At 62.1% G+C, this 15,939-nt stretch carries 12 protein-coding genes and 1 pseudogene; 9 read left to right on the forward strand and 4 right to left on the reverse strand.

Annotation, left to right across the window (positions count from 1 at the left end):
• The first annotated feature begins 60 nt into the window (after positions 1–60).
• The 3 genes from leuS to V3587_RS23380 all read left to right on the forward strand — a co-directional run bounded on the left by leuS (position 61) and on the right by V3587_RS23380 (position 5,258).
• On the forward strand, positions 61–2,907 hold the full coding sequence (gene leuS, locus V3587_RS23370) for a leucine--tRNA ligase (RefSeq protein WP_162114253.1): 2,847 nt from the start codon (positions 61–63) through the stop codon (positions 2,905–2,907).
• Between the two features lie 422 nt (positions 2,908–3,329).
• The gene (locus tag V3587_RS23375; RefSeq protein WP_030537475.1) at positions 3,330–4,835 is read left to right on the forward strand and encodes an MFS transporter; all 1,506 of its coding nucleotides are present in this window, start codon (positions 3,330–3,332) and stop codon (positions 4,833–4,835) included.
• 63 nt (positions 4,836–4,898) lie between these two features.
• Positions 4,899–5,258, forward strand: coding sequence for a hypothetical protein (locus tag V3587_RS23380; protein ID WP_283377605.1), 360 nt, complete (start codon positions 4,899–4,901; stop codon positions 5,256–5,258).
• A gap of 748 nt (positions 5,259–6,006) precedes the next feature.
• Here the strand turns inward: V3587_RS23380 and V3587_RS23385 are convergent.
• The gene (locus V3587_RS23385) at positions 6,007–6,192 is read right to left on the reverse strand and encodes a hypothetical protein (RefSeq protein ID WP_042451762.1); all 186 of its coding nucleotides are present in this window, start codon (positions 6,190–6,192) and stop codon (positions 6,007–6,009) included.
• Positions 6,189–6,407 carry an antitoxin VbhA family protein gene (locus V3587_RS23390; RefSeq protein ID WP_042451760.1) on the reverse strand — a complete coding sequence of 73 codons (219 nt, stop codon included), beginning with the start codon at positions 6,405–6,407 and terminating at the stop codon, positions 6,189–6,191. The genes V3587_RS23385 and V3587_RS23390 overlap by 4 nt, the downstream gene beginning before the upstream one ends.
• A 232-nt stretch (positions 6,408–6,639) precedes the next feature.
• On the opposite strand from V3587_RS23390, the gene V3587_RS23395 reads away from it, so the two are divergent.
• A complete protein-coding gene (locus V3587_RS23395) occupies positions 6,640–7,860 on the forward strand; it encodes a hypothetical protein (RefSeq protein ID WP_161121368.1) in 1,221 nt (406 codons plus the stop codon).
• Between the two features lie 837 nt (positions 7,861–8,697).
• On the opposite strand, the gene V3587_RS23400 is transcribed toward V3587_RS23395, so the two are convergent.
• Together V3587_RS23400 and V3587_RS23405 are read right to left on the reverse strand one after the other, a co-directional pair.
• Positions 8,698–8,904, reverse strand: a complete 207-nt coding sequence (locus V3587_RS23400) for a helix-turn-helix domain-containing protein (protein ID WP_411742245.1) — start codon at positions 8,902–8,904, stop codon at positions 8,698–8,700.
• Positions 8,905–8,913: 9 nt separating this feature from the next.
• Positions 8,914–9,179, reverse strand: a pseudogene (locus V3587_RS23405) (recombinase family protein); the annotation flags it as partial.
• 395 nt (positions 9,180–9,574) lie between these two features.
• Here V3587_RS23405 and V3587_RS23410 point away from each other — a divergent pair.
• The 5 genes from V3587_RS23410 to V3587_RS23430 all read left to right on the forward strand — a co-directional run bounded on the left by V3587_RS23410 (position 9,575) and on the right by V3587_RS23430 (position 15,916).
• Positions 9,575–10,234 carry a response regulator transcription factor gene (locus tag V3587_RS23410; RefSeq protein ID WP_283377601.1) on the forward strand — a complete coding sequence of 220 codons (660 nt, stop codon included), beginning with the start codon at positions 9,575–9,577 and terminating at the stop codon, positions 10,232–10,234.
• Positions 10,231–11,433, forward strand: coding sequence for a sensor histidine kinase (locus V3587_RS23415; protein WP_161121367.1), 1,203 nt, complete (start codon positions 10,231–10,233; stop codon positions 11,431–11,433). Before V3587_RS23410 ends, V3587_RS23415 begins: the two co-directional genes overlap by 4 nt.
• Positions 11,430–12,464, forward strand: a complete 1,035-nt coding sequence (locus V3587_RS23420; RefSeq protein ID WP_161121366.1) for a hypothetical protein — start codon at positions 11,430–11,432, stop codon at positions 12,462–12,464. Before V3587_RS23415 ends, V3587_RS23420 begins: the two co-directional genes overlap by 4 nt.
• Before the next feature lie 219 nt (positions 12,465–12,683).
• Positions 12,684–13,361 carry a hypothetical protein gene (locus V3587_RS23425; RefSeq protein WP_283377600.1) on the forward strand — a complete coding sequence of 226 codons (678 nt, stop codon included), beginning with the start codon at positions 12,684–12,686 and terminating at the stop codon, positions 13,359–13,361.
• 65 nt (positions 13,362–13,426) lie between these two features.
• The gene (locus tag V3587_RS23430; RefSeq protein WP_317829764.1) at positions 13,427–15,916 is read left to right on the forward strand and encodes an RCC1 domain-containing protein; all 2,490 of its coding nucleotides are present in this window, start codon (positions 13,427–13,429) and stop codon (positions 15,914–15,916) included.
• Positions 15,917–15,939: the final 23 nt, after the last annotated feature.

Below are 15,939 nucleotides of genomic sequence, written 5' to 3' on the forward strand. Positions count from 1 at the left end.
GTCGTGCAGGCTCTACCCTGGTTATCGGTATTTCCGTCAGCCAAGTAGATAGCGACCACAGTGACCGAGTCTCCGCAGTCCCCCGATTCACCAGCCGACGCAACTCCGCAGCACCGCTACACCGCGGAGCTCGCCGGCCAGATCGAGCAGCACTGGCAGGACCGCTGGAGTGAGGAAGGCACGTTCAACGCGCCCAATCCGGTCGGTCCGCTCTCCTCGCCCGACGGTGTTCCCGCCGACAAGCTCTTCGTGCAGGACATGTTCCCGTACCCCTCGGGTTCGGGTCTGCACGTCGGTCACCCGCTCGGATACATCGCTACGGACGTCTTCGCGCGCTTCCATCGCATGCAGGGCCGCAATGTCCTGCACACCCTCGGTTACGACGCCTTCGGTCTCCCGGCCGAGCAGTACGCCGTGCAGACGGGTACCCACCCACGGACCACCACCGAGTCCAACATCGCCAACATGAAGCGCCAGCTGCGACGCCTGGGTCTGGGCCACGACGAGCGTCGTAGTCTCGCGACGACGGATGTCGACTTCTACCACTGGACGCAGTGGATCTTCCTGCAGATCCACGGCGCCTGGTACGACAAGGCTGCCGGCAAGGCGCGTCGTATCTCCGAGTTGGAAGCCGAGTTCGATTCCGGTGAGCGCGCTCTGGAAGACGGACGCGAGTGGGCTTCGTTGGACGTGGCCGCGAAGGCCAAGGTTCTGGACTCGTACCGCCTTGTCTACCAGTCGGATTCGATGGTCAACTGGTGCCCCGGTTTGGGTACCGTCCTGGCCAACGAGGAAGTCACCGCCGACGGTCGTAGTGACCGCGGAAACTTCCCAGTCTTCCGTAAGCATCTCCAGCAGTGGATGATGCGCATCACCGCGTACTCCGACCGCCTGGTCGACGACCTCGAGTACCTGGATTGGCCGGACAAGGTCAAGGCCATGCAGCGCAACTGGATCGGACGCTCGTACGGTGCCGAAGTTACCTTTGCTGCAGGCGAGTACGGCGTCGATGTGTTCACTACCCGTCCGGACACGCTGTTCGGCGCCACCTACGTGACGCTGGCTCCTGAGCACGACTTGGTGGACAAGCTCGTCGCGGACGAGTGGCCCGAAGGTGTCGACGCGCGCTGGACTGGCGGTGCCACGACTCCGGCGGAAGCTGTTGCTGCATACCGTAAGTCGATTGCCGCCAAGACCGACCTGGAGCGCCAGGAAAACAAGGAGAAGACGGGCGTCTTCCTCGGTTCCTACGCCGTCAATCCGGTCAACGGACACAAGGTTCCGATCTTCATCGCCGACTACGTTCTGACGGGTTACGGCACCGGTGCGATCATGGCAGTTCCGGGACACGATCACCGTGACTGGGAGTTCGCGAACGCGTTCGGTCTGGATATTCTCGAAGTTATTGCCGGTGGCAATGTTTCGGAGGCTGCGTACTCCGGTGACGGCCCGCTGGTGAACTCCGACTACCTCGACGGTTTGGACGTAGCCGAGGCCAAGGCGACCGTCATCAGTCGCCTCGAGGAGAGCGGCCAGGGCAAGGGCACCATCCAGTACAAGCTGCGCGACTGGCTTTTCGCGCGTCAGCGTTACTGGGGTGAGCCTTTCCCGATCGTCTACGACGCGGACGGCAACGCACACGCTCTGCCGGATTCGGCTCTGCCCGTGGTGCTTCCGGAGGTCGAGGACTACGCACCCGTGTCCTTCGATCCGGACGACGCCAACTCCGAGCCCTCTCCCCCGCTGAACAAGGCGACCGACTGGGTCAACGTCGAGCTCGATCTCGGTGACGGTCTGCAGACCTACCATCGCGACACCAACGTCATGCCGCAGTGGGCAGGTAGCTCGTGGTACCAGCTGCGCTACATCGACCCCACCAACCAGGACGCCTTCTGCGACCCGCAGAACGAGGCGTACTGGACGGGCCCGCGTCCGGAACTGCACGGCCCCAACGATCCCGGTGGAGTCGACCTGTACGTCGGCGGCGTCGAGCACGCAGTGCTGCACCTGCTGTACTCGCGCTTCTGGCACAAGGTTCTGTTCGACCTGGGCTACGTGTCCTCGAGCGAGCCGTACCGCCGCCTGTACAACCAGGGCTACATCCAGGCATTCGCGTACACCGATGCCCGCGGCGTCTACGTGCCGGCAGAAGAGGTCGTCGAGCGGGACGGCAAGTTCTTCTACGAGGGTGCCGAGGTCAACCGCGAGTACGGCAAGATGGGCAAGAGTCTGAAGAATGCCGTTGCGCCGGACGAGATCTGCGCCGAGTTCGGTGCAGACACCCTCCGTGTGTACGAGATGTCGATGGGTCCGCTGGACACCTCGCGTCCGTGGGCTACCAAGGACGTCGTCGGTGCTGCGCGATTCCTGCAGCGAGTGTGGCGCGTCGTCATCGACGAGGAGACCGGCAAGCCCCGTGTCACCGACGAAGCTCCTGGTGAAGAGACTTTGCGTGCGCTCAACAAGGCGATTTCCGGTGTCATCGAGGATTACACGGCGCTGCGCGACAACACGGCCGCCGCGAAGCTGATCGAGTACAACAACCACCTCACCAAGGCGTTCCCGGGCGGTGCGCCGCGTGCTGCTGTCGAGCCGCTGGTGCTGATGCTCGCTCCCCTGGCGCCGCACCTCGCGGAAGAGCTGTGGTCGCGTCTGGGTCACACGGAATCCCTTGCGCACGGACCCTTCCCGGCAGTCGAGGAGAAGTGGCTCGTCGAGGATACCGTCGAGTACCCGATCCAGGTCAACGGCAAGGTTCGTAGCCGCATCAGCGTCCCGGCGGATGCCGATCGCAAGGCTGTCGAAGAGATTGCGCTGGCCGACGAGAAGATCGTCGCTCTGCTCGAGGGCAACGCACCCCGCAAGGTGATCGTTGTGCCGGGCAAGATGGTCAACATAGTTCTGTAGGGCCTTCGGCCCCTGTGCGCCGTTTTGGTAGTTACCGCTACCGAAACGGCGCACAGTCGTTTCTGGGGATGATTCCCGACGTTGACACCGAGGGGGAACCTCAAAGGCGGGATCGTCAAGTACGGGTTTCGGTATTTCGAAGATGGGAATGGCTCCACGTTCAAGTTCGAACCGAAAATCGTTGCCGTTGCTCATAATCCAAAGCCAGGTTCGAGTTTGTGACGCCAATCAGTCGTTGTCCTGAATGTCCCGCTCCACGGAACATTTGGTAGCGCGTGTTCGATGTGAGGGCTGTGATGCACGTAACACGTTGCCGAGAGCGGTAGCTGTCGTTCCACTGCACTTCCCCGCAAGGCCCCCGTCGGCGGTATTCGACAGGGGGTCAATCGAATTTGTAGGTGTCCCGAAAGGATCTTCCAGCCATGGCGTCTCACGTCCACAGCTCCGGTTCGTCTCCTAGTGCGCCCGAACCGACATCGATACCGGAGCGTTGGACTCCGCGACTGGTGTTCTCTCTGGCGTCGATCGTTCTACTTCTCGAGATGCTCGCGGTGAGCTACATGATGATTTCCACTGCGCTGCCGGCCATCTCGGCGCATTATCAAACGACGCAGGGAGCTTGGCTGCTCACGTCGTTCTTGCTGCTGGGGGCGGTCGCGTCTCCTCTGCTCGGAAAGCTCGCCGACATGTACGGCAAGCGAAAAGTCCTGCTCTTGGCGGTCGCCGGCGCAGCGGTCGGATCCTTCATTTCGGCGGTTGCGCCGAGCTATGCCGTCCTGATTCTGGGCCGGTCATTGACGGGTCTTCTCGTTCCCTGCCTCTTCCTGAGCTACTCCCTCATTCGAGATGTCTTCCCGCCGAAAACTGTTGCGCTGGCAGTCAGTATCGCGACTTCCGGTATGGGTCTGATCGCGATTCCGGCCCCGTTCGTCTCCGGTTGGTTGATCGACAACCACGGGTTCCGGAGCATCTTCTGGTTCTTTGTCGTCGGGCTGGTTCTCCTCGGCGGCATGATCTTCGCTTCGACGGCGGAATCGACTGTCCGACTTCGCTCTTCGCTGGACCTGATCGGCGCGGTACTGCTCGGATCGGGCATCGCCGGAATTCTGATCGGCGTCAGCTTCGGACCGACCTGGGGCTGGAAGAACGGTTCGACACTGGCCTACCTGATCGGCGGCGTCGCACTGTTGGTGGCTTGGGTTGCCTCCGCCCGAGCCATCCGAGAGCCCCTGATCGACCTGCGCTACTTCGGCAAGCGTTCGGTGATGCTCACTGCCGTCGGTGCCGGGTTCTGCTACGGCGCGTCGGGAGTCTTCACGATTCTGCTGCCGATGATGGTGATGACCCCAGCAGTTCTCGGCCTGGGATACGGATTCGGCGTCACGGCAGAGGGATTCGCGATCTTCCAGGCGCCGCTTGGCGGCATGGTGGTGGTCGGTGGTTTGATCGTGGGCTTCCTCGTGGGGCGCAACATCCGGCCCCGTCTGCTGATGATCATCGGAATGATCCTCATGGCAGTCGGATTCACGTTGACGGCAACCATTCACGACAACAAGCCTCTGCTCATCATCTTTGCCGGAATCTTCGGTGTCGGTATGGGTATGGGCTACGCCTCCATCCCGAACCTGCTCATCGAGGCAGTGCCGCCGCAGTTGCAGGCAACCACGGCGAGCATGGTTGCGGTCTTCCAGAGCATCTTCCCCGCAGTGCTTCCCGTCATCGCCTTCACGGTCTTGAACTCGCACATCGCGATGGCGATGGAGGGCGCTGTCTTCTACACCGACGAGGGCATGCGTATCGCGTTCCTGATCGGTGCTGCTGCAGCAGTTCTCGGCGCGATCGCAGCCGTGTTCCTGCCGCGAAACATCGTCCAGATCGGCGCAGAAGACGGTGTGCAGCAGGAGACGTCCCTCCTCCCTGCTCACTGATCGGAAATGCTGCGCGTGTAGATCCGGGCTGACAGGATTGGGTGTAACGACGAAAGGACTCCCATGACGTTCGCGGATCTGGACGGCGATGAACTGTGGAGTTACCTGACGGAGCGTTCAGGATTGCCCGGCCCGCGCGCGAACCTTGGGCTCATGCTCGAGTTCGCGCGCGGCGCCGATGACGACGACATCCTGCTGGCGGCGGAGTCCGAGGACGAATACATCCGCTGCTGTGGGATCGTCGGGCTCGGATTCATCCTTGTTCGTTCACGCGACAAGGCTGTTCTGAACAGTCTGACGGAGGCAACCACCAGTGCGTCGTGGCGTGCACGTGAAGCTGCCGCGATGGCCGTTCAGGCGATAGGTGACACGGATCCGGAATTATCGGCGGTGCAGGGAAAGCCAGGCGGGCGGTACGCGTGAAGTCGCCGAGTTCACCGCCTTCGGCGGACTCCGCCGAAACCTGCGGCCGGGTGTCGGTGAGCGCTTTGTCCAGCAATACTTCCAGGCGGTCTGCTCGGGTGGTGGATTGCTTGTAGAAGCGTGCGTGAACGAATTTTGTTCGCAGTGACCGGTTTTCGGTGAACTGCGTGACGTCGAGTTCGTACCCGGCGTGGCGGGCGAGTTCGGAGAAGAACACGAATTGTGTTCTGGTGTTCCTTCTCTGAAGCTGTGGATGGTGTTGATTTCTCCCCAGTGTTCGGCGAGGCCGGATAGGAATTCTTCGCGGTCTCGGCCGCGCAGGCGATCGTGTTGGCGAGTCGACGAAATTGGAGGTTGGCGGCATCGGCAATGGCCGGGGCTGGGTAGTAGCCGTAGTTCACCATGGGCGCGAGGATCGCTGGCGGGTAATAGACGAAGGCGGGTCCGGCCTTTTGCGCATCTCGCTGAGCGGGCCCGTGCGTTCTTATACGGCCCAGTCGTACACGTCCTGAAAGAGTGCTCGGTGGATGGCTTTGAGTTAGTTGTGTCGAATGAACCGCGAATGGGGTCGAGTTTGCAGCGACCAGGCGCACAGACGCGGCGCGCTCTTCGAACAGTCGGAGTTTGTCGGGATCGGTGGTTCCGTAAGGTCGGTTGCGCTGGTCAGATTGTTGCGTAGAACAGTTGTTCCGGCGATGTAATAGTCATCCCAGGAACGAAACCATGGAGTTTTCCGCGGGAAGGGACGTCAGTACCCCAGTTCGCGGCGAAACGCGGCGACTTCTCCTTCCGGGGTGCGAGTTTTGGAAGCGACCCGGCGAGCGGCCGCTTCATCGGCCGGGGTGAAAGTTCCGCCGGCCAGGCGAATTCCCGCTGCGGCGAACTTGACGGAATCTTCGATGTCGCGAGAGGCGGATTTGCGTGCTGCGGTCATGGGCGCTGCTCCTTGCGTTCGTTCAATGCTGCGGCGAGGGCAAGTTCGACGGCTTCGTCGCCGGTGATTTCTCCGCGTAGTTGTCGGCGTCCGATGGCGATGTCCGCGGCGGTGGGCTCCATGTCCGCCATGCGGTGACCGGCTGTGGCGGCGGCGATCGCGCGGTCGATCTGGGCTTCCGTCAGGCGTGGTTGCGGGTTGGATGCGGTGCTCACCGGTGCTCCTTCGCCGTCGCAGGGGACAGTGCGGTCACACAGAAGGGATCTATTCCCTATATAACCTGATCATTGCTATTTTCCTGCGGCATCCGGGACTCACGGAGGCAGTCGGAACCGGTTCCCTGGCTGTTCTGGCGGAGCTCGTACGGGCGATGTCAGTGGAGCAAGGCAGAATGCCATGAGAAGAACGTGAATATGCATTCGCATGGGCGGGTGGAAGGAGTCGCACGTGGGTGACCTGTCGCCGATCGAGCCGGACGGGCTGGGCATCGAGGACTCGATGGAGCTGATGGTCATCGACGACGAGCTCGGTACCGCGCTTGTCGGTACCGAAGATGCCATTGCGGCCTTTGCGCTCGAGTGGGACACAGCGCTCTCACCTGTCCCGATCGACTCCGGCACAATGTTGCCGAAGATGGCCAGTCAGGCATTTGGGGGCCGCGCGGTCGGAGCCGCATACGCGGTTGGCAAGCGATACCACGAGCTGTTCGCTCGGCCGAAATCCGGGGCAACCGTCACTTATCACAAGATGGTGCGTAATCCACAAAGCGGCAAGATCATCTCCAACGCGCGGATCGCGAACCCTGGCGCGATGGTGGCGGGGGTAGGACCGCAGATGGTTGCGATCGCCGCGTTAGAAGCGGCGATCAGCGCCCAGTTCGACCAGGTCCATGAGCACCTGGACGTGATCGAAGACAAGGTGGACGAGCTACTCCGATTGGCCGAGGCTCATCGGATCGGGGACGTGTACGGACAGCACCGTCTCCTCTCGGCCAAAGTGCGGGACTTGGCGTCGGGGCATGCATTGACCAACACAGATTGGTCATCGATCGCCTCGCTGGGGGCAGATTTGGAAGTCGGGATTGAGAGACTTCGGGTCCATGCCGTCAAACAGTTGGAAACGCTGGACGGACGCGCTGGCCCAGGCAAGCGATCCGAGCAGCTTGAGCAGCTGTTGAACAAGAACAGACTCGGAGAGACCCTGCAACTGCTGGTCGTAGCCCAAAAATCACTGTTTCAGTGGCACAAGCTCAGGCTGGAACAGGTGCGAAACACTGAGCCGCAGCACGTGGACCAAACCATCACCAGCGCGCGCACAACCCTCCGCGAGCAGCATGAGGCCGACATACAGCTAGTTGCGCGGATGCGAGAGGTCTTGGAAATTAATGCCGTGCTGCGCCTGAACGAAGCGCATCACAAGATTGCCGCCCGCGGTCTTGGCCGGCACCGCGACGCGTTGCGCGAAATTCTGGATCACTTCATCCAGGCTCGGAACCTGCAGATTACGCAGTGGGACAGCCCGGAACACGCGCGGATCGCCGATGTATTGGTCGCGGCAAAGGACCGGACGTCTGAAGTATTGACGTCCGGGCGACGGCAGTTGGCACGAGGTGCCGCCAACGTCGCCGCGTGGGCCGAGCCCGAACCCAAGGAACCCAAGGACTCCTGACAGCGACCATGCGAAACGTACGGGAAGAGCTCAGCTCCTCGATCTAGCTACGTAGGAGTTCCGTGCGGCGAGTCCGCCGGGACAGTCTCATGAACGTCCCGCTCGATGTTCAGGCACGTACTTCCAGCCCAGTTGGCCATCGACCGACGAACATCGATCGTCGCCGGAATCGGAGTCGCGCTGCTCTTCGGAGCACAACCTGCCGTTGCTTATCGCGATCGACGTGGTATTAACGGGGGCCTTACGAGATCCTGTCCGGCCGGCCCGTTTTTTCAGTAGCGCGTTCGGCACGGCCGTCGAGGTAGCTGGGTAGAGTAGCCAGACTTGGTGTTTCACAAGCCGTTTCCGCTGGCCCGGGCGATCCCTAAGGCGCCTTCGAAGGGGCGCGGAACCGGAGCCGTCCCGCGGAGTAGCGGCGTGTCGCCCCCGGAAGCGTAGAGATTTCCCCGACGATTTATCGGCCATCCCAGACCCCAGCCGCTTCCCGCCTCTCGAGCGCACTGCTCCTGTGCGCAGCGCCTGCACCGTAACGCGCCACTATCAGGCGCGATGAACGAAGTAAGCCAGGGAAGGAAATATGCATGATCGGACGCCTACCTGATTTTCCCGAAGAAGTTCTGTTCTGGTACGCATTCTTGCTGCCACTGGCCGCCTGGTGGAATCCACTCTGAGGAGACGAAACGATGATCGGATACTTACCTGACCTGTTTGTCATGCCTCCCGTCTGGGGGTGGACCAGCACAGCCTGGAACGCATTTGCCACATGGTGGAATCAGTTCTGACTTCGCTTAATCACCATCGACTCCGGCGAATTATCGACGTCGAACATGCCATGAATCAAACCATCCGTTGGTTTTCACTGTGATACCAAGGGACAGTAGTGCGGGGAACATTCAACATCGCCGCGATCTGCGCGTCCGTCTTCTCCCCCGCGTCGTAGAGTCGCTGGGCGAGTGCGATTTGATCGTCGTTGAGCTTCGACGGACGGCCGCCCCATCTGCCGCGCACCCGCGCAACGGCCAAGCCGTCCCGAGTGTTGGCCACGATCAATTCACGGTGGAGTTCCTCAAGGACGGACAGCATTCCGAACATCGCTCGCCCTTCCGCTGTGGCGGTGTCGATGCCCTGCTCGAGACTTTCAATCCGATCTCGCGCTCGCGTAACTCGGCGCCGAGAGTGATCAGATGTAACGCCGATCGCCCCAACCGATCCAGTCGGGTGATCACCAACGTGTCACCGCTACATAGTCGGGTCAGCACCGCATCAAGTTGCGGACGTGAGGCTTTCGCGCCGCCCGCGTGACCGGTGTGAATGTTCACGGCTGTGAATTTTCACGGCGTCGACATCCGCCTGAGTCAGGGCATCGACCTGTGGAGCAGGGTTCTAATCTGCGCTTGGAACCCTTGCGTAACCGAACCGCATCTGTCGGGAACTGCACTAATTTAAAGTTTTTCGACAGATATGGAGTCGTCGGCATCTACCAGAATCAGGCCGGGGAGAGCACATTCGGAGTCTCCCCGTGTATGTGCCGATCAGGGCACTGGACGTTCGCTTGTCTTCTCGCACGCTGCTTTGTACAGACCTCGATGACGATCCGCAAGGATCATGTATCCGGTGATCGAACACTAACGCAGTACCGATGTGCTGAAATATCGATGATGCACAGGGGTAGCTGGGATCGGTTCAGCGCCCTCGACAGAGGACGGCTGATGTGGTGAGAGATTCCGATGTGAAGCAGATCGGCGTGGTCGAAGATCACTCCGCAGTGGTCCTGGGGTTGCAGGCTATGTTGGCCGAACATCCCGATCTGGAAATCGCGGCGTCGGCCCCCACAGTCACAGAGCTGCTGGATCAACAGATTTCGTTGGATTTCGTGCTGCTAGATCTGAGGTTGGCGGATGGTTCCTCCCCGACTGCGAATATCGACCGACTGCGGGCTGCGAATTTGGAAGCGTTGGTGTTCACCGGCGCGGAAAATCCCTACCTGGTCAGATTGGCTGCGAAGGCGGGTGTGCTGGGTGTTATCCGTAAGTCAGCGCCGACCGAGCAGGTTGTTGACGCCATCGCTGCCGCCGCCGCCGGCCACCCTGTGGCGACCACCGAATGGGCCGCCGCGATCGACGGCGATCCCGACCTACCCGCCGTCGGGCTCAGCTCGCGACAACGAGACGTCCTCACCTTGTACGCGTCCGGAGAGAAAGCCGATCGCGTAGCGCGGATGACCGGGCTGACTCCGAATACAGTCAACGACTACCTCGCACGGATCCGCACAAAATACGCCGACGCCGGCCGGCCGGCGCGAACGAAAACAGACCTCTACAAGCGCGCCGTCGAAGACGGCTGGCTTCCGGTTCCAGAGCATCCGATCCGATGACCCGTCAGTCGCTTCGCCCTCCACAGAATGCCGTTCGGACGGAAGACACCGACCGGATCTTGCGAATGTTCGCCAGGTTCACCAGCATCGGATACATCGCATACCTGGTGATCTTGTGGCCATCGATCACCGAACTCGCTCCGCGAATGGCTCCGTGGTGGACGCCGATCATGGTCGTTGCCGTGTTCGGGTCCGGACTCATCCCCGGCGCGCTGTCGTTTCGAACCGAGACGCAGGCGATGCGCGCCGCCGCTGCCTTAGCGGCGACGGTGTTTCTTATCGCGGTGGCCACCTGGCCGGCAGCATGGAACGGACCGGACCTCCCCGCCAATGATGGCGTGTGGCTGGCCGCGTTCCCCGGTCTGGCAAGCCTCGCCGCTGTACTTGTCTGGTCGACACCGGCCGCATTCGTTCACCTGGCGATCGGGTGCACGGGTGTACAGCTGATCAACCTCGTAGCCCGCGACGGCGCGCAATCAGGGATGTTGGTCCCGGAGATCGCCTTCGCGATCATGTTCTGCACCTTGTTCGTCGGCGGCGCCGCGATGGCACTACGCACCGGGCGGGTACTCGATGCCACCACCGACGAGACATACGCCGCGGCAGCTGACGCTGCCGCCCAACGTGCTCGTATCGTCGAGCGTGAACGTTTCGACGCGCTCATCCATGACAGCGTGCTCTCAACGCTTCTGGCTGCCTCACATGGGCAGCCGCATTCACTTCTCCGCGACCTCTCCGAAACAACGCTGGCGGAACTCGACGATCTCCGTATCGGAAGCGAACCAGCACAACCGTTCTCACTCGAACACGCACTTGTCCATCTGAGGACCGCGGCCACCGACGCCGACGCCCAGGCCAGGTTCGAAGTCATTGACACCGATACCGAGCCGCTGCCGTTCCTGCCTGCCGAGTGTGTTCGCGCACTGGGGTCGGCATTGTCCGAGGCCCTGCGCAACTCTCGCCTGCACGCCGGACCTGATGCACTGCGAACGGTCACCACGGCAGTGACCAGGACCGGCGTCCGAATCGAGGTCGCTGACAACGGGTCCGGCTTCGTTGCTTCCGACGTCGCGCCGCACCGACTCGGCATCACCGTCAGCATCCTCGGCCGCATGCGCGCCGTCCCCGGCGGATCGGCACACGTGGATACCAGCCCCGGCGTCGGCACGACAGTACATCTAGGGTGGGAATCCGAATGACTCACCACTACAACGATGTTCACGATGTTCGAGAGTTGCTCGGTCTGCGCACCATCGCAGCGAAAACCGTCGTCACCGCGTTCGTGGCGACGTTCGCTCTGGTCGCCTGGTCCACGAATCCACCCGGAGGTGGATGGTTCGAGTTCGCAGCCTGGATCGTCGTCAGTATCGGCGCAGTGGGCCTCATCGGGGTTCCGGGCGATCCGCTTGCGGCTCCGGCTACCACGTACCTGACGCTGTCCGGGCCGATCGCGGTCAATCTGATCTTTGTCGTCGTCCCCGTTCCAATCGACGGGCTCCTTCAGTTGTGGCCCCTGGCAGCGTCGACGGCGATCTACACCTACATGTGTGTCCGAGGCCGCACCGTGTGGGCGTGGATCGGTATGGCGGCCGTTCTTGCCAGCTGCATGCTCTGGGCGGAGCGGACCGGTCAAAGCGCCGCCTACGGGCTGTCGATGTCAGCGATCAACCTCGCACCGCTACTAATGGCGACCTTCTTCGCCTGGACCATCCGGCCCGCCGCACGCGAGATCTTCGCCCTCCGCCGACAAGCGACGCTGCGCATCGCCGCCGAAGCAGCCGACACCGCCGTTCTCGACGAACGCGACGCCCAACTCACACGCCTGGACGACCTCGCCCGGCCCCTCCTCGAACGCATCACCCACGCCGACCCACTGACCGGCCAGGAACGCCTCGACTGCCAACTCCTCGAAGCGCACCTTCGCGACACCTTGCGAGCGTCGATCCTCGCCGTCCCCCACATCGCCGCCGAAGCGCGTGCTGCCCGCACACGCGGCGTCGAGGTCATCCTGCTCGACGACCACGCCCTCGACACCGCACCCGAAGAAGTACGAGACCGCGTCATCGCCGCCGCCGCGGACGCACTCATCCGAGCACGATCCGGGACACTCACGATCCGGATCCTCCCACCCGGGCGTGGCATTCTCGCCACCATCGTCCACAGCACCCGCGACGACATCGTCCGAGTCGAATACGACCCGGGCGGTCAACCGCTCGCCCCACGTATCTGATCAGGTCTGCTTGCTCATAGCGGCTGTGCCACCATTTTTGGGGTCTGTGCGCCATCGATCCATTCGACTACTTTTGACTCATTCCAGGTGGATCGACTGGTCGGTTTCAGCTGGTGCAGATGACAACCCGCTCCCTCACACGCTGACGCCTAGCTCCCGCTGACAAACACACCTCGAGAAGCGCACGTCGGCCAACACTCCTCCCGAAAGGACTTCACCATGCGCAAAGTCTGCGCTGTCGCAGGATTCACCGCTCTACTCGTCTCCGCAGGAACCGGGGCCGCAGCAGCGGATCCCTTCCTCACCGGACCCGAATCCGATATTTACACCATCACCACCACCGAAACCGCGGCGACCATCACGCTCACCGCACCCTCTTACCAAGTGTGCAACGCAGGTCTGATCGTCCCCGGCTCACCCTCCGACCTCAATGCGCAGGCCGAAGGCAACCTGCCTGTAAACCCACCATCAGGTCCGGGATGGACAGGAGGGTACGAGTTCCTCGCACATGACCCGGCACTGTTCGAGACCCCGAGATTTGCAGGAGTACGCGACCTGGGGTACACCAGCCCAAGAGTCAACACGATCCCGCTGTCCACAGGCACGTACACGATCATCGGAAAATGCACCCCCTACGACGAGAACGGCAACTACGCCGGCGACGACGTCACCCACTTCGCATCGTTCACCGTCGGCGGTACCGAAGAACCTGGGGGACCTACTGACCCAAGCAATCCCCCCACGGCGGCGGTAGCTCCGGCTCCCTCGGATCCTTGTTCGGCTCGTGACCCAACGGATCGACTAGACCAGATCACATCCACACAGTATGTCTCGAGACAGGTGATGCGTCTCGATCACTGGACTTCCGTTGTCTTGCAAATGGTTCAACGGTTCTGAGGCGCCGACCGGTATGAACGAATTCTCCAGTCTCACGAACGACACCCGACCCGAAGGTACCTGTTATGTTGCGTCGCACAGTTTTCGATCATCGGTTGTCGTGGCTGGTTTCGGCGGTGATTGCGATACTCGTGGTGTCCGGGATCGTGGTGCCGTCGGGTGTGGCGGCGCGAGCGAACGCTGATCCGGTCACCACATCGACGACATCTACCGCGCCGCCCTCAACCACCCTCGTTGCCGGCGTCGACCACACGTGTGCACTCATGTCCGGCGGCACCGCTAAATGCTGGGGAGACAACGAATTCGGGCAACTCGGGGACGGTACCACCACCGATCGGTTGACACCGGTCGGGGTGGTCGGCATCTCCGGTGCCCTCGCACTCACTGCCGGTGGCAACCATACGTGTGCGGTGATGCCCGGCGGCACCGCTAAATGCTGGGGATACAACGAATTCGGGCAACTCGGGGACGGAACCACCACCGATCGGTTGACACCGGTCGGGGTGGTCGGCATCTCCGGTGCCCTCGCACTCACCGCCGGCTACGGCAATACGTGTGCGGTGATGCCCGGCGGCACCGCTAAATGCTGGGGATACAACTCGTTCGGCCAGCTCGGGGACGGCACCACCACCGATCGGTTGACACCGGTCGAGGTGGTTGGCATCTCCGGTGCCCTCGCACTCACCACCGGCAGCAACCATACGTGTGCGCTGATGACCGGCGGCACCGCTAAATGCTGGGGCCACAACTCGTACGGACGGCTCGGGGACGGCACCACCACCGATCGGTTGACACCGGTCGAGGTGGTCGGCATCTCCGGCGCTACCGCCCTCACCGCCAGCTACAGCAATACGTGTGCGCTCCTGTCCAGCGGCAATGCCAAATGCTGGGGATACAACTCGTCCGGCCAGCTCGGGGACGGCACCACCAACAACCAGTCGACACCGGCCGACGTGATCGGCGTCTCCGGCGCAACCGCCCTCGTTGCCGGCGTCTACTACCACACGTGTGCGCTGATGCCCGGCGGCACCGCTAAATGCTGGGGCCACAACGGGTGGGGTGGGCTCGGAGACGGCACCGCCACCGATCGGTTGACACCTGTGGACGTGACCGGTCTGTCCGGCGCTACCGCCCTCACCGCCGGTTACGGCAGCACGTGTGCGCTCCTGTCCAGCGGCAACGCCAAATGCTGGGGATACAACTCGTCCGGCCAGCTCGGGGACGGCACCACCACCGATCGTCGAACACCGGTCGACGTGGTCGGCCTGACAGGCATCGTCGATCCGGGTGTGCCGGGGAATCCTGATCCGGAACCGGTGTGTAAGAGTACGTATTTCGTCGGGGTCCGTGGCTCGGGTGAAGGCCCGCAATACCCACAAGACAGGACATTGGAACAGTACGAACAGTCACCCGGCGCCCCGACCTACAACACACCCAACACCGGCTTAGGCGGTCCGGTCGGCGACGTGCACACCGAGTTCCTGTCGCAGGTAGCGTCGAATGCACCCAGCCTCACACCCGTTCAGCTCCGAACCATCGCGTACCCTGCGATACCCGTCGACCTCGGAAACCCCAACTACTACTTGAATGAATACGCGCGATCGGTCAAAGTCGGGGCAAACCAGTTAGCCAGCGCACTGGCACACATCACCAGTGAATGCCGCGACGCACACGTGGCGTTGGTCGGGTACTCGCAAGGCGCAGACGTGATCAATACCGCGATGGCCGCCGCACACAAAACCGGGAACACCACCACCTTCGCTCAGGTCGAAAAGATCGTCGTCATCGGCGACCCCGCACACCGCCCGAACCGAGTCGAAAATGTCGGCAACTGGTGGACACTGGGCTCAGCGAACGGACACGGCGCCACCTCGGCCTTCGCCGATCCCGCCACCTTCGCATTCAAAGACGCCCACCCAGGACTGGTGTCCTCGATCTGCGTGATCGGAGACATCATCTGCGATGCCAGCTCCGCGCAAGCGCACCTCCACTTTGCCGGTGTCGGCCCCCACCAAATGTACTCAGCACTGACCATGCAATGCCCGGTAGTGAAGGATTCATCAGGCGGACCGGCATGGCAGTACACCACCACCTGCGGAGCACAAATCCTGCTCGACGGACTCGGATACAGCCCGACCACCCAGCAGGGCGGACTCCACGCAGACCAGATGGTTGCCCAGGTCGGGACTCACATTATGGCCTCGATCGTCGCAGCGGTCGGAATCAAATCGAAACTCAAGAAGCTGACAGGCTGGTTCAAGTCCGATCCGATCGAGATCGGCACCTTCGACGTCGATGATCAAGGCACTACCGTCGTCAAATTCGATATTCCCGACGTACCAGCCGGCCAACACCATCTCGAGCTGGTCGGAGATGACGGCCGGATGTACCGCATCCCCATCTACGTCACCGACCAACCACTCACCGACCAGAGCCCGCTGATGTTCATCGTGGACGGAACAACTCCCACCATCCCTCCCACCACCGAACCCGGCAACCCCGACGGAAACGGCGGCGGATCATCAGGAAGCCTGGGCAGTTTGTTCGGCAGCTGAACCACGCAACGCACAGATGAAAC

The organism is Rhodococcus sp. IEGM 1306 (genome assembly GCF_036541985.1).
GTDB lineage: Bacteria > Actinomycetota > Actinomycetes > Mycobacteriales > Mycobacteriaceae > Rhodococcus_F > Rhodococcus_F qingshengii.